The organism is Gammaproteobacteria bacterium, from assembly GCA_035501935.1.
Classification (GTDB): Bacteria; Pseudomonadota; Gammaproteobacteria; order JAJPIJ01; family JAJPIJ01; genus JAJPIJ01.
In genome coordinates, this window is record DATJVC010000025.1 from 105,295 (window position 1) to 124,091 (window position 18,797).

21 protein-coding genes are annotated in these 18,797 nt (G+C 59.5%); 9 read left to right on the forward strand and 12 right to left on the reverse strand.

What is annotated here, in order from left to right; all coding sequences use genetic code 11:
- Positions 1–129 precede the first annotated feature (129 nt).
- Entirely contained in the window at positions 130–2,259 is a 2,130-nt protein-coding gene (locus VMH34_07145) for a SpoIIE family protein phosphatase (GenBank protein ID HTT08549.1), read from the forward strand.
- Here VMH34_07145 and VMH34_07150 read toward each other — a convergent pair.
- From VMH34_07150 to VMH34_07160, 3 genes are read right to left on the reverse strand one after another with little or no spacing between them, the layout of a single operon-like run.
- Positions 2,249–2,962 carry a hypothetical protein gene (locus VMH34_07150; GenBank protein HTT08550.1) on the reverse strand — a complete coding sequence of 238 codons (714 nt, stop codon included), beginning with the start codon at positions 2,960–2,962 and terminating at the stop codon, positions 2,249–2,251. The two genes, VMH34_07145 and VMH34_07150, sit on opposite strands and share 11 nt — an antisense overlap.
- Positions 2,963–2,970: 8 nt before the next feature.
- Positions 2,971–3,405, reverse strand: a complete 435-nt coding sequence (locus tag VMH34_07155) for a molybdenum cofactor biosynthesis protein MoaE (protein ID HTT08551.1) — start codon at positions 3,403–3,405, stop codon at positions 2,971–2,973.
- Positions 3,406–3,410: 5 nt separating this feature from the next.
- On the reverse strand, positions 3,411–3,644 hold the full coding sequence (locus VMH34_07160) for a MoaD/ThiS family protein (protein ID HTT08552.1): 234 nt from the start codon (positions 3,642–3,644) through the stop codon (positions 3,411–3,413).
- A gap of 70 nt (positions 3,645–3,714) precedes the next feature.
- Between VMH34_07160 and moaC the strand changes: the two genes are divergently transcribed.
- Positions 3,715–4,197 carry a cyclic pyranopterin monophosphate synthase MoaC gene (gene moaC / locus VMH34_07165; protein HTT08553.1) on the forward strand — a complete coding sequence of 161 codons (483 nt, stop codon included), beginning with the start codon at positions 3,715–3,717 and terminating at the stop codon, positions 4,195–4,197.
- Between the two features lie 102 nt (positions 4,198–4,299).
- Here moaC and VMH34_07170 read toward each other — a convergent pair whose 3' ends face one another.
- The 9 genes from VMH34_07170 to VMH34_07210 form a co-directional block, all read right to left on the reverse strand.
- Positions 4,300–4,740, reverse strand: coding sequence for a cupin domain-containing protein (locus VMH34_07170; GenBank protein HTT08554.1), 441 nt, complete (start codon positions 4,738–4,740; stop codon positions 4,300–4,302).
- Entirely contained in the window at positions 4,737–5,483 is a 747-nt protein-coding gene (locus VMH34_07175) for a glycosyltransferase (GenBank protein HTT08555.1), read from the reverse strand. Before VMH34_07175 ends, VMH34_07170 begins: the two co-directional genes overlap by 4 nt.
- A 148-nt stretch (positions 5,484–5,631) precedes the next feature.
- The gene (locus VMH34_07180) at positions 5,632–6,393 is read right to left on the reverse strand and encodes a metal ABC transporter permease (protein ID HTT08556.1); all 762 of its coding nucleotides are present in this window, start codon (positions 6,391–6,393) and stop codon (positions 5,632–5,634) included.
- 6 nt (positions 6,394–6,399) lie between these two features.
- Positions 6,400–7,200: a metal ABC transporter ATP-binding protein gene (locus VMH34_07185; GenBank protein ID HTT08557.1), complete on the reverse strand. Its 801-nt coding sequence runs from the start codon at positions 7,198–7,200 to the stop codon at positions 6,400–6,402.
- 32 nt (positions 7,201–7,232) lie between these two features.
- Positions 7,233–7,622, reverse strand: a complete 390-nt coding sequence (locus tag VMH34_07190) for a 4a-hydroxytetrahydrobiopterin dehydratase (GenBank protein ID HTT08558.1) — start codon at positions 7,620–7,622, stop codon at positions 7,233–7,235.
- Between the two features lie 4 nt (positions 7,623–7,626).
- Positions 7,627–8,334 (reverse strand): (5-formylfuran-3-yl)methyl phosphate synthase, encoded by a 708-nt coding sequence (locus VMH34_07195; GenBank protein ID HTT08559.1) that lies wholly within the window; start codon positions 8,332–8,334, stop codon positions 7,627–7,629.
- Positions 8,331–8,912 (reverse strand): DUF447 domain-containing protein, encoded by a 582-nt coding sequence (locus VMH34_07200; GenBank protein HTT08560.1) that lies wholly within the window; start codon positions 8,910–8,912, stop codon positions 8,331–8,333. The genes VMH34_07195 and VMH34_07200 overlap by 4 nt, the downstream gene beginning before the upstream one ends.
- On the reverse strand, positions 8,909–10,345 hold the full coding sequence (locus VMH34_07205) for a DUF6513 domain-containing protein (GenBank protein HTT08561.1): 1,437 nt from the start codon (positions 10,343–10,345) through the stop codon (positions 8,909–8,911). Before VMH34_07205 ends, VMH34_07200 begins: the two co-directional genes overlap by 4 nt.
- Positions 10,346–10,542: 197 nt before the next feature.
- Positions 10,543–11,463 carry a LysR family transcriptional regulator gene (locus tag VMH34_07210; GenBank protein ID HTT08562.1) on the reverse strand — a complete coding sequence of 307 codons (921 nt, stop codon included), beginning with the start codon at positions 11,461–11,463 and terminating at the stop codon, positions 10,543–10,545.
- A 107-nt stretch (positions 11,464–11,570) separates the two neighbouring features.
- Here VMH34_07210 and metE point away from each other — a divergent pair, with 107 nt between their 5' ends.
- From metE to VMH34_07245, 7 genes are all read left to right on the forward strand, one after another.
- Positions 11,571–13,880 (forward strand): 5-methyltetrahydropteroyltriglutamate--homocysteine S-methyltransferase, encoded by a 2,310-nt coding sequence (gene metE / locus VMH34_07215; GenBank protein ID HTT08563.1) that lies wholly within the window; start codon positions 11,571–11,573, stop codon positions 13,878–13,880.
- A 251-nt stretch (positions 13,881–14,131) separates the two neighbouring features.
- The gene (gene pqqA / locus VMH34_07220) at positions 14,132–14,206 is read left to right on the forward strand and encodes a pyrroloquinoline quinone precursor peptide PqqA (GenBank protein HTT08564.1); all 75 of its coding nucleotides are present in this window, start codon (positions 14,132–14,134) and stop codon (positions 14,204–14,206) included.
- 146 nt (positions 14,207–14,352) lie between these two features.
- Entirely contained in the window at positions 14,353–15,288 is a 936-nt protein-coding gene (pqqB, locus tag VMH34_07225; GenBank protein ID HTT08565.1) for a pyrroloquinoline quinone biosynthesis protein PqqB, read from the forward strand.
- Complete coding sequence (gene pqqC, locus VMH34_07230) at positions 15,285–16,052, forward strand: pyrroloquinoline-quinone synthase PqqC (protein ID HTT08566.1); 768 nt, start codon at positions 15,285–15,287, stop codon at positions 16,050–16,052. The genes pqqB and pqqC overlap by 4 nt, the downstream gene beginning before the upstream one ends.
- Before the next feature lies 1 nt (position 16,053).
- Positions 16,054–16,356, forward strand: a complete 303-nt coding sequence (pqqD, locus tag VMH34_07235) for a pyrroloquinoline quinone biosynthesis peptide chaperone PqqD (protein ID HTT08567.1) — start codon at positions 16,054–16,056, stop codon at positions 16,354–16,356.
- The gene (gene pqqE / locus VMH34_07240) at positions 16,319–17,494 is read left to right on the forward strand and encodes a pyrroloquinoline quinone biosynthesis protein PqqE (protein HTT08568.1); all 1,176 of its coding nucleotides are present in this window, start codon (positions 16,319–16,321) and stop codon (positions 17,492–17,494) included. The genes pqqD and pqqE overlap by 38 nt, the downstream gene beginning before the upstream one ends.
- 95 nt (positions 17,495–17,589) lie before the next feature.
- Positions 17,590–18,795, forward strand: a complete 1,206-nt coding sequence (locus VMH34_07245) for a cyclopropane-fatty-acyl-phospholipid synthase family protein (GenBank protein HTT08569.1) — start codon at positions 17,590–17,592, stop codon at positions 18,793–18,795.
- Positions 18,796–18,797 lie beyond the last annotated feature (2 nt).

The following is an 18,797-nucleotide window of genomic DNA, read 5'->3' on the forward strand; positions in this document are numbered from 1 at the left end:
CAGTACCTGAAATGAAGAATACCCCCGGCCTCACTCGGCCGCACTCCCGATTCTTGCTCTCAAATCAATCCCGGCGGCTGTTTCCGGGGTAATAGTGGCGGGTCACAGTGCTGATAGACTATCTCGATTATGGGACTGCGCATCCGCACCAAACTGCTGTTGCTGCTGCTGGCGATCGCGCTGGTGCCACTGACCGTGATCGGCTGGCTGGACTACCGTGCATTACGGTCGCTCGGTATCGATCTGGCCGCTCAAAGCCAGAAGGCGCTGACCGAACGGGCGCAACAAGAACTGTCCCAGACCACCGTCAGCGACGCACTGCTCATCCAGCGCCAGCGCGAGATCCTGGAGTTGCTGATCCGGGATCAGGCCCGTGAGGTCGAAACCCGGCTGGCGCTGCCGCCCACGGGCATTCCCGGGACCCCGGATCGCGTGATCTTCGACACCGATTTGGATGCCGGGAAGGTGCCGCCGGACAGAACCGAGCCCATGCCTGGAGCAAACGGTGGCGCCATGCCCATCACCTACAAGTCGCAGATTTTTCGCATCCCGCCGGGCGGCGCCGTGTCGGAATTCCGGGGCGACATCAACCGGCTGGTCTCAATGAGCGACGTTTACCGCGAAATCTACGCCTCGCACAACGACGTGATCCTCCGGCACTACACCACCCTGCAATCGGGATTGCATTCGGTTTATCCGGGGCGCGGGGGCTATCCCGCCGATTATGATCCGCGGACCCGCCCCTGGTATCAGCATCAATTGCAGACGCCGGGGCTGGCATGGAGTCCGCCGCTCGTCGACGTCGTCAGCGGCGAAGTCACGCTGGGCCTGTCCATGCCCGTTCGCGCCCCCGACGGTAATTTCGCCGGCGTCACCGCCATGGACATCTCGCTCCAAGGCCTGTTCTCGCGCGTACCCCTGCCCTCCGGCTGGGCGGCGGAAAGCAACGCCTTCGTGGTGGTTGCCGATCATGACCCCGGCGACGGACAGCACGCGCTAAAGGTGCTGGCCAGACAGAGCTACGAAACCGCCGCCCGCGACTGGCATACCGTCCTGTCCACGGAATGGCTGACGCCCGAACCGGCCTCGGCCGGCGCCCGGTTGATAACCGATACCGGCGCGCATCGCGCCGGCATGATCAAGGCGCTTTATCGGGGCGTCGAATCGTTGTGGGCCTATCGCCCGCTCGAAGATGACGGCAGCATTTTAGTGCTGATCGTGCCTTATGCCCGCGCCATCGAACATGCCGAGTCTGTGCATGCAATGGCCCTCGACGCCACCGCGCAACAATTGAAAACCACGGCGGCCATCGCCGTACTGGCGGCGGCGTTGGTCGTGCTGGTGGCTCTGCTCAGCGCCCGCACGGTGACGCGCCCTCTGCATCATCTGGTCGATGTCATCAACCGCGTCACCCGCGGCGACCTCAAGGCGCGGGCGCGACTGGACACGGGAGACGAGTGGCAGCGCCTGGCCGAGGGTTTCAACACCATGGTGCCCCAACTACAGGAACTCCTGCAGTTGAACCAGTCACTGCAACTGGCGCGCGAGGTGCAGCAGAATCTGATCCCGCAATCGCCGCCCCGCTCCACGCATTTCGACATCGCCGGCCGCACGATCTATTGCGAGGAAACCGGCGGGGATTATTACGACTTTCTGGATTTGAGCGAATCCCGCATCGGCGTGGTCATCGGCGATGTCTCCGGACACGGCATCAGTTCCGCCCTGGTGATGACGGCGATTCGGGCCTTGCTGCACGGCTACACTCAACAGGGCCTGCCCCTGGCAACGCTTATGAGCGCCATCAACACCCAACTGGCCAAAGACATGCCGTCGGGCCGATTCATGACGCTGTTTTACCTGATCGCGGACGCGGGGGAACGGACTTGCCGCTGGGTCAGCGCCGGTCACGACCCGGCAATTTTCTACTGTGCCGCCACGGGTGCCTTCCACGAACTTGTGGGGCAGGACATCCCCATTGGCGTGGAGTCATACTGGAATTATCGGGAATCCATCCGGCCTGATATTGCAGATGGTAGTTTGCTGTTTTTCGGCACTGATGGTGTCTGGGAGACGCGCAACAGCGCCGATGAGACTTATGGCAAGGAACGCATCCGCAACCTGCTCCGCGCTCATGCCAGGGAAAGCGCCGAGGAGATCTGCACAGCCCTCATTGCCGATTTGCAGACGTTCCGCGGTGCTCAAGCACAACTCGATGACTTAACCGTGGTCGTGCTGAAAGTAAAAGCCTTCAAAAGTTAATGCCGAGAGGCTGATAACCAAAGATGGCGTTCAAATGATGTAAAAACGCATGGCCGCCCTCGCTCTGCCAGGTCTCGGTCACACGCTTGTCGACCCGCTCATATTCCTGCAATAACTCCGGAACACTTCGAACAGAATCGGGACTGGGCGCGTAACGATCGACGAGCGAAAGCCAGGTCTGGCTTGCGCCCATCGCAAAATACGGCCAGCTTTCATTGAGATCATGGCTCCAGATGGGATCGCCCGTCGCCCCGATGTCCGTCTTCAGTGTACCGTGCACGTCATCCACCACCAGTTCCTTCACCACGCCCGCCTGTTGCAGATCAGCAAGCAACGGTTGCGATTGCAGATCCCTGAAAATCGCCGCGGCCACGCGGGCAGGTGCATAGAATATGAAGCGGAAACGATGGCCGGCTTCATCGCGGGCCGCCCGCCGGTGAATGCGCCACAAACTGATCGCCGCGTGAAAACGGTTCAACTCCGGCTCGACGAGCCGATGCGCAAGCAAGTCGTCGACATAAAAACGCGGCTGCGTGTTTTCCGGCCAGTCCACCGTGAAATAGGCAATCCACCAGGCCGGCGTTTGATTTTCGGGCGTGACGACCGTCATTTCCTGCTCCGGCGGGACAGCGGGCTTGACGCCCTGGCCGCAACCAGACAACAGCAGGCAAAACGCCGACAACCACCACAATACATGGCGCATCCCCGATCTCAGCCCGGCGTATTGCATTTCACCCAGCGGCTGCCAGCCTCGAGCTGTTCCTTCTTCCAGAGCGGCGCGCGCGATTTGAGGTCCTCGATCAGAAACCGGCAGGCCGCGAAAGCGTCCGCGCGGTGCGCCGACCAGGCGGCCACCAACACGATCGGATCGCCCGGCTTGAGATCGCCCACGCGATGCAGAATCAGGGCGTCGTTGATCGGCCAGCGCTGCATGGCCTCCTCGGCGATGCGGGTGAGATGTTTTTCCGTCATGCCCGGATAATGCTCAAGATGCATCGCCTGCACGCTGTCATCGCCGCTCAGATCGCGCGTCGCGCCGACGAATACGGCGGTGGCGCCATAAGCGCCTGCCGCCAGCACCTGCTTTTCATAGGCGGCCACTTCCACCCAGGGATCAAAAGGCTTCGTCCGTACTTCGATTTTCATGGGGCTCAGCCTCCCGTCACCGGTGGGAAAAAAGCCACCTCATCGCCATCGGCCAGCGGTTTCCGCCGCTCGGCATATTCCTTGTTGATCGCGACCAGCGTATTCGGCGGCATCGGAACGCCGCCGGTCACCTGGGCCCAAGCCTGTTCGGCCGTGGCGCCGGCAGATGCGTCCACGTCAACTTCACGCCGGCCGAACTGTTCCGCCAGGCTCGCCAATAGCTTTACCTTTATACGCACGCGCCTATTCTACGCCCCTGCCACTTTTCATGAGAAAGCCTTATTCTAAATAATCCCAAGGAATCTCTTCATGCCCAAACTGACTCATCTGAACAAGAAAGGCGAGGCGCGCATGGTGGACGTGTCGGCCAAGGCCGTCACCCATCGCGTGGCCGTGGCCGAGGGGTGCATCCGCATGAAGGCCGCAACCCTGCGCCGCGTTCAGACTGCCGGACACAAGAAGGGCGACGTGCTGGCGGTGGCGCGCGTGGCCGGCATCATGGCCGCCAAGCAGACCTCGGAGCTAATCCCGTTGTGCCATCCGTTGTCGCTGACGCGGGTGGAAATCGAATTGACGCCGGAGAAGAAAAAGAATGCCGTGCATTGCCGCGCTTCCGTCGAGACGGATGGCAAGACCGGCGTGGAGATGGAGGCCCTGCTGGCCGTGGAAATCGCGCTGCTCACGATCTACGACATGTGCAAGGCGGTTGACCGCGGCATGACGATTAACGGCGTGCGCCTGCTGGAGAAATCCGGCGGTCGCAGCGGCATCTGGCGCCGCCGAAAAAACTAAAGGCAAAACCGTTCGTGCTGAGGTATCGAAGCACGAACGAAATAACGCGAACATGGCGTCCGCCCTTCTATACATCAGGGCGAACGGTTGTTTGAAACAAATTTACGGCTTGAAAATGTTAGTGGCCGTCGGTCCGACGCCGGATTCCTGATAGATCACTTCGCCATCCTTGGCCCAGAGATAATGTTCTACATTAGCTGGCGCGACAAAGACCGAGCCCGCCGGTACCGCGACCATTTTGTCTTCAGCAAAACTTTTGCCGAATCCGACGTACAAAGTACCCGACAGAACAGTGGTGTTGCGCTCATCGGGATGGGTATGGAGAGGAACATGGGTGCCTCGAGCCAGCTTGACGCGCAACAGGTAAAGTCCGGCGCCCTTTTCCGAACCCAGCATCCAGGTTGCTCGCAGTCCCGGCACGGCTGGTGGACTGATCCATTGCTGCTTTTCCGGCGAAATCGGCTTGGGTTTGAGACTCCGATCAGCCGCCAGGACAGGCCCGAGACAAAACAATAACAAAACGATGGTTGTAAACCGCTTCACGTTCCGCCTGCTTGATGTTTGGTCATGTGCTCGCCGGATTGTGTATGCTCCCGCCGTCCGTCATACCAAATGTCGAGCATATCGCGGCGCTTGAAGGCGTCCAGACCGCCGGCAGCGAGATCAAGAAATTGTTGGAGAAATTCACGGCCTGAATACATTTGAAACTTGCGGCTGGAGGTTATGACCGGTTCCGGCAACATCACAAAGCGCCCCTGTTTCTTCAACGCCATGCTCAAGTGTATCTCCTCGCTGGCGTAATATTGTTCGTCATATCCGCCCACCGCCTCGAATGCATCGCGCCTTGCGAACATGAAACAGCCGCAGGCCAGATCGAACTGCCGCATGGTGCCGGCAATCAGTCCCGCCAATGCCCTTCCCCACAACGGTGCCTTTTGATCCATTTGCAACCGCGCCCCGCCACCGACCGCACCATCACGAATGGCAGCGAGTGCGGCGATCAATGTGTTCGCAGGTAATAAGGTGTCAGCATCGACAAAGATCAGAACATCTCCACGAGTAGCGCGCGCGCCGGCATTGCGAACCGCGGAAATCTTGCGTAGATGAACAGGTACAATCGTTGCGCCAAACGAGCGGGCTATTTCCGCCGTCCGATCCGTCGAGGCATCATCGACAACTATCACCTCGTAGGGCTCGCCGGCTGCACCAGCTGATGCCAGCACCGTGCGCAGGCATTGCCCGATGTGAGCCTCCTCATTGTATGCTGGAATCACAAACGACAGCACCGAACCTCCTGTGTTTGGAAATAACGCTCAGCGGCAGCGCAAAGCTGTCCGCTGCATGCTGTTGTTGGGCAGTTCGATCCCGAAGCTATACGTTCTTTAGCAACGGAACCCGGGAGGTCCTCGCATCGTGCCGGCTGATATGAGCGCTTCATCTTGCGAACGGTAGCGTAAACAGAAAGATCGCAGCGCTCACTAGAACGACCAGTGGCCCTGCCGGGAATCCCGTTACCTGGGACAGGACGATCCCAAGAACAGCCGACCCTGCGCCGATGGCCGTCGCCCCCAGGGTGTATCGTTTCAAGGTACTGCCGAAGTTGCGTGCCGCGGACGGGGGGATCGCCACCAATGCTGCGGTCAGCAGGCCACCCACCATCTTCACCCCAAGCGCGACAATCACGGCGATTAAGAATAGATACAGCAAGTTATACTGCCTAACGTTGATTCCCTCGGCGGCGGCGAGTTCCTCCGAGATGTTCCCGAGAACCATCTGCGGGTAAGCTCGTCTGAGCGTCAGCATTATGGCGAGCGATGCGACGACGGACAGCGCCGCATTGCCGAAGTTGACCTTCGAGATGTCGCCGATCAGTGCAGTTTCGGCCTGTTCCATGGGTAGACATAGGAACGCGATCGCCACACCGGAAGCGAAGACGAGCGCAGTCAGGGCTTCCATCGGCAGTTTCGTCTTCATCTCGAGCAGCCAGATGAGGACGACACCGAGAATCACGAAAGGGAATGCTCCGACTGAAACGTCGAAGCCCCAGAGGAGCGCCAGCGCGATCCCAGGCAGCGTCAGGTGCCCCAGCGGACCGGCAACGAGCGCCATCCTGCGGCTTAGCATCAAGGTACCGAGGTATCCAGCTGCACCGCCGATGAATACTCCCGAAATCAGGCTGAGGAGGAATGTGCTCATGCGCCTCTACTCGTGTTTATGTTCGTAGAACTTCACCTCAGTCCCATACAGCCGCTGAAGGTTCTCTGGTGTGAGCGTCGAGAGAGGCGGCCCCATGCAGACGAGTTGTCGGTTCAGACAAAGCACCATGGACGAAAGTCTGTGGACCACGGCCAGATCGTGCGTGACGATCAGCATAGTCAGGTTCCGTTCGTGCTGGAGCCGCGCGAGAAGCCCATAGACAGTCTCTTCACCGCCGATATCGATACCCGTCGTTGGTTCGTCGAATAGGAGGACTTCAGGGTCTTTGGCGAGGGCCCAGGCAATGAGGATCCGCTGGAATTGACCGGAAGAGAAGTCGCTGATCCGTTTTTTTCCTAGCTCCGCCCCGAGCCCGACAGTATGGAGCATTGCGCCGACATCGGACCCACCGTTCTGCCTCAGTGCGAAAAAATCCGCCACGCTGAGGGGGATGTTCCTGATATAGGGTAAACGCTGAGGGACATAACCGATGCGCATGCCCTTCTTCCATGTGATCACTCCCTCGTACGGCAATGTCCCGAGAAGGGCGCGGAGGAGCATGGTCTTTCCCGCGCCGTTCGGACCGAGAATCGTCACAACCTCTCCCCGTCGCACAGTGAAGGATAGATTCGTGAGGACTACCTGATCCTCAACGGTCACCCTCAGGTCAGAGACCTGGAGTATTCGTTCATCAACATGTACCATCGTCGCGACCAGGTACTGCTCCTGAAGGTCCTTCCCATACGGGAACACGGACCACCATAGGCTACCAAACTTGTTATAGGGTGCGGATTTGCTCCATAACATGACCCATTGCCGTCGACCACGGCACGGTCTGCTTAGTCGTATTTGAGGTATTTGAAGCGCGGGTCGTCGGGCGTGCCTTCGAGTGCCGTGCCCTCCTCCTTGCCCGGCTGCCACTGGATCACTTCCTCGATCTTCTTTGCGAGTTGGAAGTCCTTTTCGGTCACGCCCTTGGCGGCGTGGTTCATCAGCTTTACGATCACGAAGGCATACGAGACTGTCATATCGGGATGATGAAACGCGGCCTCGCAAAGATGACCGACGGTGTTGACCACCATCAGCGTGCCCTTCCAACTGTGGGTTTTGTATTTGCGGCGGATCCAGCCGTCCTCGTAATACCAGTGCGGCAATTCTTCCTTGAGCCGCGCCTTGATTTCATCCTCGCTATACACTTCGTCCGCTGTTTTCTTCCGCCACTGTGTCATATCGTTACCCTCCTGCCAGCATTCTTCGATCTGTTGGCGTTTCAACATTTAAGCTGTCGCGAATTTGTCTGATTTTTTCCGCATCCAGGGTTTCGGTTCTGCGCCCATCACCACATAGCGCACCACGAAACCCCAAGTAGTCCGGCGCCAGAGCCAGTAACGATTGAATATCCTCCAACCGCAAACTGCCTGCCAGACCGCAATATAAACCCGCTTCGCGCGCCCGCGCCACAAAGCCGGCCAGTGCGCGATCGGGAATAAGCTGGCGGAGACTCCCGCGTTCCTTGGCAGCGGTATCCACCATCACTCCGTGCAAACCCGCTTCGGCTACATCGTTGATATAAAGAAAGGAATCCACATCGGCAAATATCACCGCCACAATTCGTAAACCGTCACCCGACAAATCCCGCAGTGCCGATAATAGATGCATGCGTTGTTCGAGATTGAACAATCCAACCTTGATGATATTCGCACCCAATTCTGCCAGCCGCTGCACCGCCGCGACGGCGTGTGTAGTGTCCAACTCATCGCCAATGGTTGCGCTTATCGGCACCCGTCCGTCGATGAACTTGACCACCGAGCGCGCGACCTCTTCGGATACCGCTCCCAAGGCGCCGGCATCCGGTTCCTTGAGATCGATGATGTCGGCGCCGTGTTCGAGCGCGATGCGCGCCTCGAACAGGGAACGCACGCTGGCAAGCAAGGCCGTCATGCCGTGGTCTCCCATGTATCGCTGTTGTTTTTACGATGCGCGTCTATGGCCTCCAGCAGCCAGCCCCACGCGAGCTTTTCCCGCTCGCCCGCGGTCTTCTCAATGGCGATGGCGAGGTATTGCAATTCCTGATCGATCTTTTTTTGCGGCAGCATGTGCAACCGGCTGACCAGTATGGCCGCCTCCAGCACCGCCGCCTGCGCACGGTTGAATCCCTTGAACGGCGCGTGCGTTTCCTGGTGCACCACCCGGCAATAAAAACGCGGGCGCTCGGGGTCTTCTTTTATTCTCTCCACTTCACACTCCAGATGCGCCAGCGCATTGGCCAGCCGCGTGCCCTGGACACGTTCCACCGGTATGGTGGGCCAGTCCCGCCGGCCGGTGAGGCAGCCGGCAATGATGGAGACGTCATCCGTCATATTGACGACGACACAGCGCGTGGCTTCGAGATTGTCCAGCGTCGCCGAAGGACGAAAGGGCGCGAGCACAACCAGCCCCTCGTTCTCGCGCATGCCCATGGGAGCGATGTGCGGAATGCCCTGCGGACTACGGGTGATGACCACGGTTTCGTAGATCATTTGGCCGTACTCTTTTTAACTCGCGATTTTTTGACCCGCTTCTTCAAGGTCTCGCCTTCCGGTTTGTAGGCATGCAGATCGCTCGGCGCGGCCTTCTTCTCGGGCGGCACCGCGCAACCCCACGACAGCTCTTCATCCTGCGTGTAACGTTTGCCCAGTTGCCAGGCGATTTGCGCCTTGGCCAGTTCCACGCCCATGTAAAACGCATGCGGCGCATCATCCTTCAGCAGCTGCAATCGCGAAAACAAGGCAAACGGATCGCCGGCCACTTCCAGCCCATCGCGATTATATACGTGGATGCCCGCCTCCGTGACCTGCACGCGGTAACTGGGATCGCGCACCAGCGCCGCCATCTCGTTGATCTCCTCCGTCGTGTACGGAAAGGGCTTGCGCTCATGCACCGCCAGCAATGCCGCATCGTAGCCGCGCGGCAGGCTGCCGTCTTCGCGCGCGGCGAACAGAATCCGCCGCATGTGATCCAGCTCGCGCACACAGGCGCGGGCATGCGGGCTGACCTGAGTCGTCAACAGGTGCGTGATGCGCAGCTCGGACATGATCCCGAGCAGCACCGCATTGATGCCGGAGGTATCGGCATCCGTGAGCTCCGACAGATTGCCCACGCCCATCATGATCTCGGTATCGGGATAACGTTCGCGCAGGGCGTGGTAGCGCACAATGGACGCGGTCAATCCAAAATGGATGGGGTCGAGAATGCTGTCGACGATGTAGCGGCGGCCCTTCGCCTCCAACGCGTCCATGGCGCGATAGAGGGAGTCCATGTCACCCATCTGCTCGGGGATCAGCACGGGCGTCGATTCCACCTCATCGGTCAGCGCCAGCGTGCTTTCCTTGAGGCTCAACAGATAATCCGCGCCTGCGCCGCCGCCGCGCCGCAACTCGTCCGGCTCGATGGAATCGACGCTGACCCGATGGCCGGCCCCGCGCAGGGCGCGCACGGCGTCCTCCAGATGTGGAAACGGCGTGCTGGGCAGGCAGCCGATGTCGATGATGTCCGCGCCATCGCTGCAATAACTCTCGGCGCGTCTTAATATTTCATCAACGCTGATTTGCGGCGCATCGACGATCTCGGCGAATATCTGCATATCGTGGCGGCTCAAATCGCGGGGTTTGCCGCCACTCCCAAAGTAAGCCGGCAAATCCTTGAGGTCAACCGGCCCGCGTTCGACCGGCACGCCCAGCATGGCGCTGACTTTTCCCAAGTCGCCGGTGCACAGGCCCGGCACCATGATCTTCGTGGCGCCGCGGATGTCGGTAAGGCGCCGCAGGATCATGTCCGCCGTCATCAACGCCGCCACGCTGACGCCGATGTTGAGAATCTCATAAGTGAAGGGCGTCGGCGCGAGGCCTTGCATCACCCGCCGCAGGCTGTTTTCAGCGAGCTTGCCGGTCAGAAATAGCAAATGGTCGGCCATATTCCGGCACACGTTAGCATAGGTCCGCGCGGCTGCACCCGATCAGGAATCTCCGCGAAAGGCGGAGATTGCCGTGGCACAGGGATGTGCCACCGTTTTCAACGGCGGTAAGCCGTTGAAAATCGGAGGCCGGCAAAAACCGCGCTTTTTGCCGGCCGAACTCTGAGAAGTCCAGGATGGACTTATTCAGGGCGCTCCTACAAGACGGGACGAATACCGGTCAAGGTCTTTGCCGATATGCTGCGCGCCTGCGCGACGAAGCCCTTCACGTAAGGGATATCCGCATCCTCCCGCCGACAGCCGGCATGCAGCGTCGCCCATACGCCCTTGCGGCTGAGCCGGCTGCTGCTCACATATCCGGCCTGCAAATATTTATCCACCGCCCAGCTGGGCAGGGCGGCTACGCCGCGGCCGCTGGCGACCAGTTGCACGATCACAGAGGTCAGTTCGGCCGTGCGCCGCGCCGCCGGCCGCACGCGCGCGGGATTGAGGAAGGCGCGGTAGAGATCGAGCCTGTCCTCGTTCACAGGATAAGTAATGACCGTTTCATCGCGCAGGTCCGCGGGCTCGATGAACTTGCGCGCGGCAAGCGGGTGATTGTTGGCCATGATCAGCACCGACTGATAGCGAAACAGGCGGACAAAGCGCAGGCGCGGATGATTTTCCGGGTCGGAAGTAATGACGAGATCGACGCTGCCGTCGAGCAGGGCGGGCAGCGGATTGAAGCTGTGCGAAAGCGACAAGTCCAGCTCAACCTCGGGCCAGCGCTCCCGGTAGGCGTCCATCGACGGCAGCAGCCAATCGATGCAACTGTGACAGTCGATGGCGATGTACAGCCGGCCGGCGGCGCCGCCCGCCAGGCGCTTGCCTTCGCGTTCGGCGCGCTCCACCTCCGGCAGCACCCGTTCGGCCAGCGCCAGGAAATGCCTGCCCAGTGGAGTGAACATCACCGGCCGGCTCTTGCGGACGAAGAGCGTGCCGCCGCAACGGTCTTCCAGCGCCTTGATTTGATGCGACAGCGCCGACTGGGTGAGATGCAGCCGTTCTGCGGCCTGCGCCACCCCGCCGCTGTCGCGGATGGCAGCAAGGCTCTGCAAGTGACGGATTTCGAGAAACATGGTGTATGAAAATAATTCATCTTAAATAAAAATACAAATCATTTGATTCATGTACAGAGCCACCCGATACTTCCCGCCCGCATATTCAAGCAGATGGAGAATCGAACATGAGCACGGGACATATTCTGGGCTTTCCCCGCATCGGGCCGGGGCGGGAACTGAAATGGGCGCTGGAATCCTATTGGCGGGGCGAAGGCGGCATTGAGGATTTACTGGCGGTGGGGCGCAACTTGCGGCGCCTGTCATGGCAATGGCAGCGCGAGGCCGGCCTTGATTTCGTCTGCGTCGGCGATTTCTCCTATTACGATCATGTCCTCGATATGTCCGCGCTGCTTGGCGTGGTGCCGGAGCGTTTTGGCCGGGAAACAGGCGAAATCGGCCTGGACACGGTATTCCACATGGCGCGCGGCCGCGCGCAGGGCCGCCCGGATGTCGCCGCCTGCGAAATGACCAAATGGTTCGACACGAATTACCACTACATCGTCCCGGAATTTCGTGCCGATCGGACCTTTCATATCGGTAACACGCGGCTGTTCGATGAGGTGCGCGAAGCCTGTGAACTGGGTCATCGTCCCAAACCGGTGCTGGTCGGGCCGCTGACCTATCTCTGGCTCGGCAAGCTGGCGACGGGCGGCGACAGGCTGCCCCTGCTCGAAAACCTGCTGCCCGCATATCGGGAAATTCTGCAGCGGCTGGCCGCGGCCGGCGCTGAGTGGGTGCAGCTTGATGAGCCCATCCTGGCGCTGGATCTGCCGCCTGCATGGCTCAACGCCTTCGAACGCGGCTATCACGTCCTGCGTTCGACGCCCGTCAAGATTCTGCTTGCCACCTATTTCGGCGCCCTGGATGACAACACCAGCGTCGCCACCGCCCTGCCGGTCGCCGGCCTGCACATTGATCTGGTCAGAGCGCCGCTTCAATTGATCCCCATCCTCGATCGCATCGGCGATTACAAAATTCTGTCGCTGGGCTTGATCGACGGCCGCAATGTGTGGCGAGCAGATCTCAATGCGGCGCTTGACCTCGCCCGCCAGGCGCAAGAGCGTTTGGGCGAGCGTTTGTGGCTGGCGTCCAGCTGTTCGTTATTGCATGTGCCGCTGGATGTAAATCCGGAATCTGGACTTGACCCGGAAATACGCTCATGGATTGCCTTCGCGCGGCAAAAACTAAAGGAAGTGACAGCCATAAAACGCGCCATTGATGAAGACCGGCAAACTGTTTCCGCTGAATTTGACGCAGCCGCGGATGCAATAAAATCACGTCGCGACTCGATCAAGACCCGCAACCCGGAGGTGCGGGCCAAAATGGCCCGTATGGATGCCGGGTGGGGCCAGCGTCATGGCACATACGCCACACGCCGCAGGCGCCAGCAGGCGCGCTTGCGACTGCCGCTGTTTCCGACGACCACGATCGGATCATTCCCGCAGACCGCCGAGATCCGCGGCTGGCGGAAGCGGCATCGGGAAGGCTTGTTGAGCGAAAACGATTATCGTCAGCGCTTGCGCGAAGAAATACGCAAAGTTGTGGCCGCGCAGGAACGCTATGGACTTGACGTGCTGGTGCATGGCGAACCGGAACGCGGCGACATGGTGGAATATTTTGGCGGACAATTCGACGGTATTGCCGTGACCGCGCAGGGTTGGGTGCAGAGTTACGGTTCGCGCTGCGTCAAACCGCCAATCATCCATGGCGACATCAGCCGGCCGCGTCCCATGACCGTGGCATGGTCGGCCTACGCGCAATCGCTTACTTCGAAGCCAATGAAGGGAATGCTCACCGGGCCGGTGACACTGTTGCAATGGTCGTTCGTTCGCGACGATCAGCCGCGAGCGGAGACCGTATTGCAACTGGCATTGACGCTGCGTGACGAGGTGCATGACCTGGAGCAGGCCGGGCTGCCCATCATTCAGATCGATGAACCGGCGTTCCGGGAAGGATTGCCCCTGCGTCATCGCGAGCAAAAGGCCTACCTCTCATGGGCCGTCTTCGCCTTCCGCGTGGCCAGTGGCGGCGCCAGCGATGACACGCAGATCCACACCCACATGTGCTACAGCGAGTTCAACGACATTCTGCACGCGATTGTCGACCTGGATGCCGACGTCATCACCATCGAAACGGCCCGCTCGCGCATGGAACTGCTCAACGCCTTTGCCGATCGCCGCTATGCGCGCGGCATCGGTCCCGGGGTTTACGACATCCATTCGCCGCGCGCCGTGCCGAGCGGCGAGATGCAGGAACTGGCTGGGCGCGCATTGGCGCATATCGCTGCCGAGGATCTCTGGATCAACCCTGATTGCGGCTTGAAGACGCGAACTTGGGAAGAAGTCGAAGCCGCGCTCACCAACATGGTCGAGTGCGCACGGACGCTCCGGCAGACGCTGGCCACAAAGAAACAGGCAGCGAGGGCAGCCGGGTAGTCATGGATCGGTTATAAATAACCATCTGATATGATTCTGATCATCCATAACACTTGGCCACAAATACGATTATTCGCCAGAAAATTAATTAACTTACTGAAATATATTTATTTATTTTTATTGGCACACGCGATGCATAGTTTAGAGCGTGTCCAAAGTAGTATCTTGGGACACAAGGGTGGAAATGAGGTGCCTAGGTCAACAAGCCTTGTTTCCGTTGATATCGACAACCTTAACTAAGGAGACAGATCATGAAATGGGAAACCCCTGCTTTCAGTGATGTCCGCTTCGGCTTCGAAGTGACGATGTACATCAGCAACCGTTAATTCGGTCGCAGTCGGGGACCGTCAAACGACGGTCCCTGGTTTTAAACTCAAGCCCTGTAAGGGTGGTGTCATTTGACCGCCGTTACGGGGCTTAAGTTTTGGACACGGAGTAAAATCAGAACCTACGGTCACGATTCGGGCAGATCATGCACATACACGTACTCGGTTCAGGCGCCGGTGGTGGGTTCCCGCAGTGGAACTGCAATCACCCCATCAGCCGTCGCGCCCGCAACAAGGAGACCAACGCCAACCCGCGCACGCAGTCGTCGATCGCGGTCAGCGCCGACGGCCGTGACTGGTTTCTGTTCAATGCCTCGCCCGATCTGCGACAGCAAATCAACGACAACGCCATTTTGCATCCCGATCCCAAACAAGGTCCGCGGCACAGCCCGATCAAGGGCGTGGTGGTCACCAACGCCGACGTGGACCACATCACCGGCCTGCTCACCTTGCGCGAATCGCAACCGCTGCGTCTCTACGGCACCCGCCGGGTCATGGGTATTCTGGGGACCAATGCGGTCTTCAATGTTCTCAATCCAGAATTCGTGAAACGTGAAACGATCACCTTGAATCAACCCACGGAACTCCAGCACCCGGACGGCAGGACCTCCGGCATCGTGGTCGTCCCCTTCTCCGTGCCTGGCAAGATTGCCTTGTGGCTGGAGGACGCCACCAAAGGCGCCAACTTCGGTTCGGTGGAGGAAGACACCATTGCGCTGGAGGTGCGCGACACCAAGGGACAAACCCGGTTCTTCTACATCCCCGGCTGCGCCTCCATGCCGCCGGAACTTTCCAAACGCCTGCGGGGCGCGCCGCTCGTGCTTTTCGACGGTACGTTGTGGACGGACGATGAAATGATCAAGGGCAGGGTCGGCACCAAGACCGGCAAACGCATGGGCCACATGAGCGTGAATGAACCCGATGGCACCATCGCCGCCTTCAAGGACCTCGGCGTCAAGCGTAAAATTTTCATCCATATCAATACAACCAATCCCATCCTGCTCGAAGACAGCGCGGAACGTAAGGCCTGCGCCGCGGCCGGCTGGGAAGTCGCCTACGACGGAATGGACATCAACTTATGACGGTCACTACCTATAAACCCGCCTATCTGCTTCCCAGACCCAAGGACAGCAAGCCCTGGTCGCGCGCGGAGTTCGAACAGAAGCTGCGCGACAAGGAGAAGTATTACCACATCAACCACGAATTCCATCTGCTGATGAATTCGGGAAAGCTCGATAAAGCCGCCATTCAGGGTTGGACCGCCAACCGCTTCTACTATCAGATCATCATCCCGGTGAAGGACGCCGCCATCATGGCCAACTGCCCGCACCGCGACATACGCCGCTCGTGGGTGCAGCGCATCATCGATCACGACGGCACGCAGGGGAATGAAGGCGGCATCGAGGCCTGGCTGCAACTGGGCGAGGCGGTGGGCCTGACCCGCGAGGAATTGTATTCGCAGGAGCATGTGCTTCCGGGCGTGCGGTTTGCCATCGACGCCTATATCAACTTCGCCCGCCAGGCGTCCTGGCAGGAGGCCGCCTGCTCATCGCTTACGGAATTGTTCGCGCCGAAGATCCACCAGAAGCGCCTCGACAAATGGCCGGAGTATTACCCCTGGATCGAACCCAAGGGCTACGCCTACTTCCGCAAGCGCCTGTCAGAGGCCCGCCGCGACGTCGAGCATGGCCTGCAAATCACTCTGGATTACTTCAATACCCGCGAGTTGCAGGAAAAGGCATTGAACATTTTGCAGTTGAAACTGGACGTATTGTGGACCATGCTCGACTGCATGTGGATGGCGTATCTTGAAAAGAAGCCGCCTTACCACAATGTAAAGGATTGAGATGGAGATTAAAGCCACCACCAGGATTTACAGTGCCGCCACCGTCCCGCAGGTTGCACCGACCAAACGCTTGCAGTGGGAGGAGGCGCAGAATTGCTGGGTCATCCTCTACCCGGAGGGCATGATCAAGCTGAACAGCAGTTCCGCCGAGATTATGAAGCGCATCGACGGCAAACGTAGTATTGCCGAAATTATTGCTGATCTGAAAAAGGCATACCCCGGCGTCGAACTCGACAACGACGTGTATGCCTTTATGGAGGTTGCTCATGAGCAACAGTGGATTCGTCCCAAACCTGCCCAATAAACCGCTCTGGCTGCTGGCCGAGCTGACCTACGCCTGTCCGTTGCAGTGTCCCTACTGCTCGAATCCCATCGAGTTCGCCAAGATCAAGAACGAATTGTCGACCGATGACTGGAAGCGGGTGCTGCGCGAGGCGCGCAAGATGGGCGCGGCGCAACTGGGTCTTTCCGGCGGCGAGCCGCTGGTGCGTCAGGACCTGGAGGAAATCATCGCCGAGGCGCGGCAACTGGGCTTTTACACCAACCTCATCACCTCCGGCCTCGGCATGGACGAAAAACGCATCAAGGCCTTCCGCGAAGCCGGACTCGATCATATTCAAGTGAGTTTCCAAGCCAGTACCGAGGAGATGAACAACTACATCGCCGGCACCGACGCCTTCCAGCACAAGATTGAAATGGCGCGACTGGTGAAGAAATACGAGTACCCCATGGTGCTCTGCTTCGTGCTGCACCGCCAGAACATCGATCAAATCAGTGGCGTGCTCGATCTCGCCATCAAGCTGGATGCCGATTACGTCGAACTGGCGACCACCCAGTACTACGGCTGGGCCTTCCACAACCGCGAGCAACTGCTGCCGACGCGCGAACAATTGGCGCGCGCCGAACCCATCGCTCACGAATATCAGGAAAGGCTGAAGGGCAAGATGCGCATTTTCTACGTCGTGCCCGACTACTACGAAGTGCGCCCGAAGGCGTGCATGAACGGCTGGGGTGCTGTATTTCTCACCATCGCCCCGGACGGCACCGCCCTGCCCTGCCACGCCGCGCGGCAACTGCCCGGCATGGAGTTCCCGAATGTTCGCAACCACAGCATCGAGTGGATCTGGAACCAGTCGCCGGACTTCAACAAGTTCCGGGGTTTCGAGTGGATGAAGGAACCCTGCCGGTCCTGTCCGGAGAAGACCAAGGATTTCGGCGGCTGCCGCTGCCAGGCCTATATGCTGACCGGCGATGCCGCCAATGCCGACCCGGTGTGCGACAAGTCCTACCACCATCATCTGATCACCGAAGTCATTGACCGGGTGGAGCGGATCGCCGCCGGCAAGGAAGCTGCACCAAGACCGATCGTTTTCCGCAACCCCAGGACTTCCAAGGCCCTTTCAGCCGGCAAGCCCGCCGAAAAACCCACGGTGCCGGCCTGATGCGCTAATATATTTATTGATTCGGATCAATTCTCGACAGGTGCTTTTTGCTATAAGAAATACACGGTTCATAATGCTGGTGAAGGGGTGTGCATATGCTGGCAGCCAACACAGGCAAACACTTATTGCTGCGGCTGGCAAACAGAATTTCTGCGCCGGTCATCCTCGAACTTTGGGACGGCGACCGAATCCCCCTCTCCAATAATCCTGCAGTCGTATTCAAGCTCACGTCTCCCGCGGCGCTGCGCTATGTGCTCAAGCCCAGCTTGAGCACGTTGGGCGAGGCCTTCGTCGAGGGATATATCGACATCGAAGGCGCGTTGTGCGACATCATCCGCGCCGGCGAGCAGATGGCGCGCGGCGTGGACAACAGGCAGTGGCGGAACGTATTGCGCCATCTGTACCCGCACACCCGCAACAGCGACAGCGAAGTGGTCAGTTATCACTACGACGTTTCCAACGATTTTTATGCGCTGTGGCTCGACCGGAACATGGTTTATTCCTGTGCCTATTATCAGACCGGTGAGGAAGACATCCATACCGCACAGGAGCAAAAGCTGGAGCACATCTGCCGCAAACTGCGGTTGAAGCCCGGCGATCGGTTGCTGGACATCGGTTGTGGCTGGGGCGGGTTGATTCGCTGGGCGGCAAAACATCACGGCGTGCAAGCCACCGGGATTACCCTGAGCGAAAATCAGTTCAGCTATGCCCGCGAACGGATTGAGCGGGAAGGCCTGAGCGGGCATTGCACGGTTCTAAAGCAGGATTACCGCGACATAGAGGGTGAAGCGCGCTTCGACAAGATTGTCAGCGTGGGCATGTTCGAGCACGTGGGCTTGAAAAACCTGCCGCTGTATTTCGCCACGGCCCACCGCCTGCTGGCCGACGGCGGCATCTTCCTCAACCACGGCATCACGGCCATGGACCCCGATAGCCGTGCCGTGGGACTCGGCGCTGGCGACTTCATCGAGCGCTACGTCTTCCCTCACGGCGAATTGCCGCACCTGACCCTGGCCGTCGACATCATGTCGCGGCAGGGCTTCGAGGTTGTGGACGTGGAATCGCTACGCCGGCATTACGCGCGGACCCTCACGCAGTGGACGGAACGGCTGGAGGCCCGGCGCGAGGCGGCGCTGCTCCATGCCGGCCAGAAACGCTATCGCATCTGGCAGCTGTACCTCGCCGGCTGCGCGCATGCCTTCGAGCGGCGGTGGATTTCCATTCATCAGGTCCTGGCAACAAAGAATTCAAACCCCGCCACGTTCACCCTGCCGTGGACGCGCGCGGACTTATACCACTAACA

Excerpts from the sequence above, each read along its gene's own strand:
- VMH34_07145 (HTT08549.1), top strand. The coding sequence starts at position 130 with ATGGGACTGCGCATCCGCACCAAACTGCTGTTGCTGCTGCTGGCGATC.
- VMH34_07150 (HTT08550.1), bottom strand. The coding sequence starts at position 2,962 with ATGCGCCATGTATTGTGGTGGTTGTCGGCGTTTTGCCTGCTGTTGTCT.
- VMH34_07155 (HTT08551.1), bottom strand. The coding sequence starts at position 3,405 with ATGAAAATCGAAGTACGGACGAAGCCTTTTGATCCCTGGGTGGAAGTG.
- moaC (HTT08553.1), top strand. The coding sequence starts at position 3,715 with ATGCCCAAACTGACTCATCTGAACAAGAAAGGCGAGGCGCGCATGGTG.
- VMH34_07180 (HTT08556.1), bottom strand. The coding sequence starts at position 6,393 with ATGAGCACATTCCTCCTCAGCCTGATTTCGGGAGTATTCATCGGCGGT.
- VMH34_07185 (HTT08557.1), bottom strand. The coding sequence starts at position 7,200 with ATGTTATGGAGCAAATCCGCACCCTATAACAAGTTTGGTAGCCTATGG.
- VMH34_07190 (HTT08558.1), bottom strand. The coding sequence starts at position 7,622 with ATGACACAGTGGCGGAAGAAAACAGCGGACGAAGTGTATAGCGAGGAT.
- VMH34_07195 (HTT08559.1), bottom strand. The coding sequence starts at position 8,334 with ATGACGGCCTTGCTTGCCAGCGTGCGTTCCCTGTTCGAGGCGCGCATC.
- VMH34_07200 (HTT08560.1), bottom strand. The coding sequence starts at position 8,912 with ATGATCTACGAAACCGTGGTCATCACCCGTAGTCCGCAGGGCATTCCG.
- VMH34_07205 (HTT08561.1), bottom strand. The coding sequence starts at position 10,345 with ATGGCCGACCATTTGCTATTTCTGACCGGCAAGCTCGCTGAAAACAGC.
- VMH34_07210 (HTT08562.1), bottom strand. The coding sequence starts at position 11,463 with ATGTTTCTCGAAATCCGTCACTTGCAGAGCCTTGCTGCCATCCGCGAC.
- metE (HTT08563.1), top strand. The coding sequence starts at position 11,571 with ATGAGCACGGGACATATTCTGGGCTTTCCCCGCATCGGGCCGGGGCGG.
- pqqB (HTT08565.1), top strand. The coding sequence starts at position 14,353 with ATGCACATACACGTACTCGGTTCAGGCGCCGGTGGTGGGTTCCCGCAG.
- pqqC (HTT08566.1), top strand. The coding sequence starts at position 15,285 with ATGACGGTCACTACCTATAAACCCGCCTATCTGCTTCCCAGACCCAAG.
- pqqD (HTT08567.1), top strand. The coding sequence starts at position 16,054 with ATGGAGATTAAAGCCACCACCAGGATTTACAGTGCCGCCACCGTCCCG.
- pqqE (HTT08568.1), top strand. The coding sequence starts at position 16,319 with ATGAGCAACAGTGGATTCGTCCCAAACCTGCCCAATAAACCGCTCTGG.
- VMH34_07245 (HTT08569.1), top strand. The coding sequence starts at position 17,590 with ATGCTGGCAGCCAACACAGGCAAACACTTATTGCTGCGGCTGGCAAAC.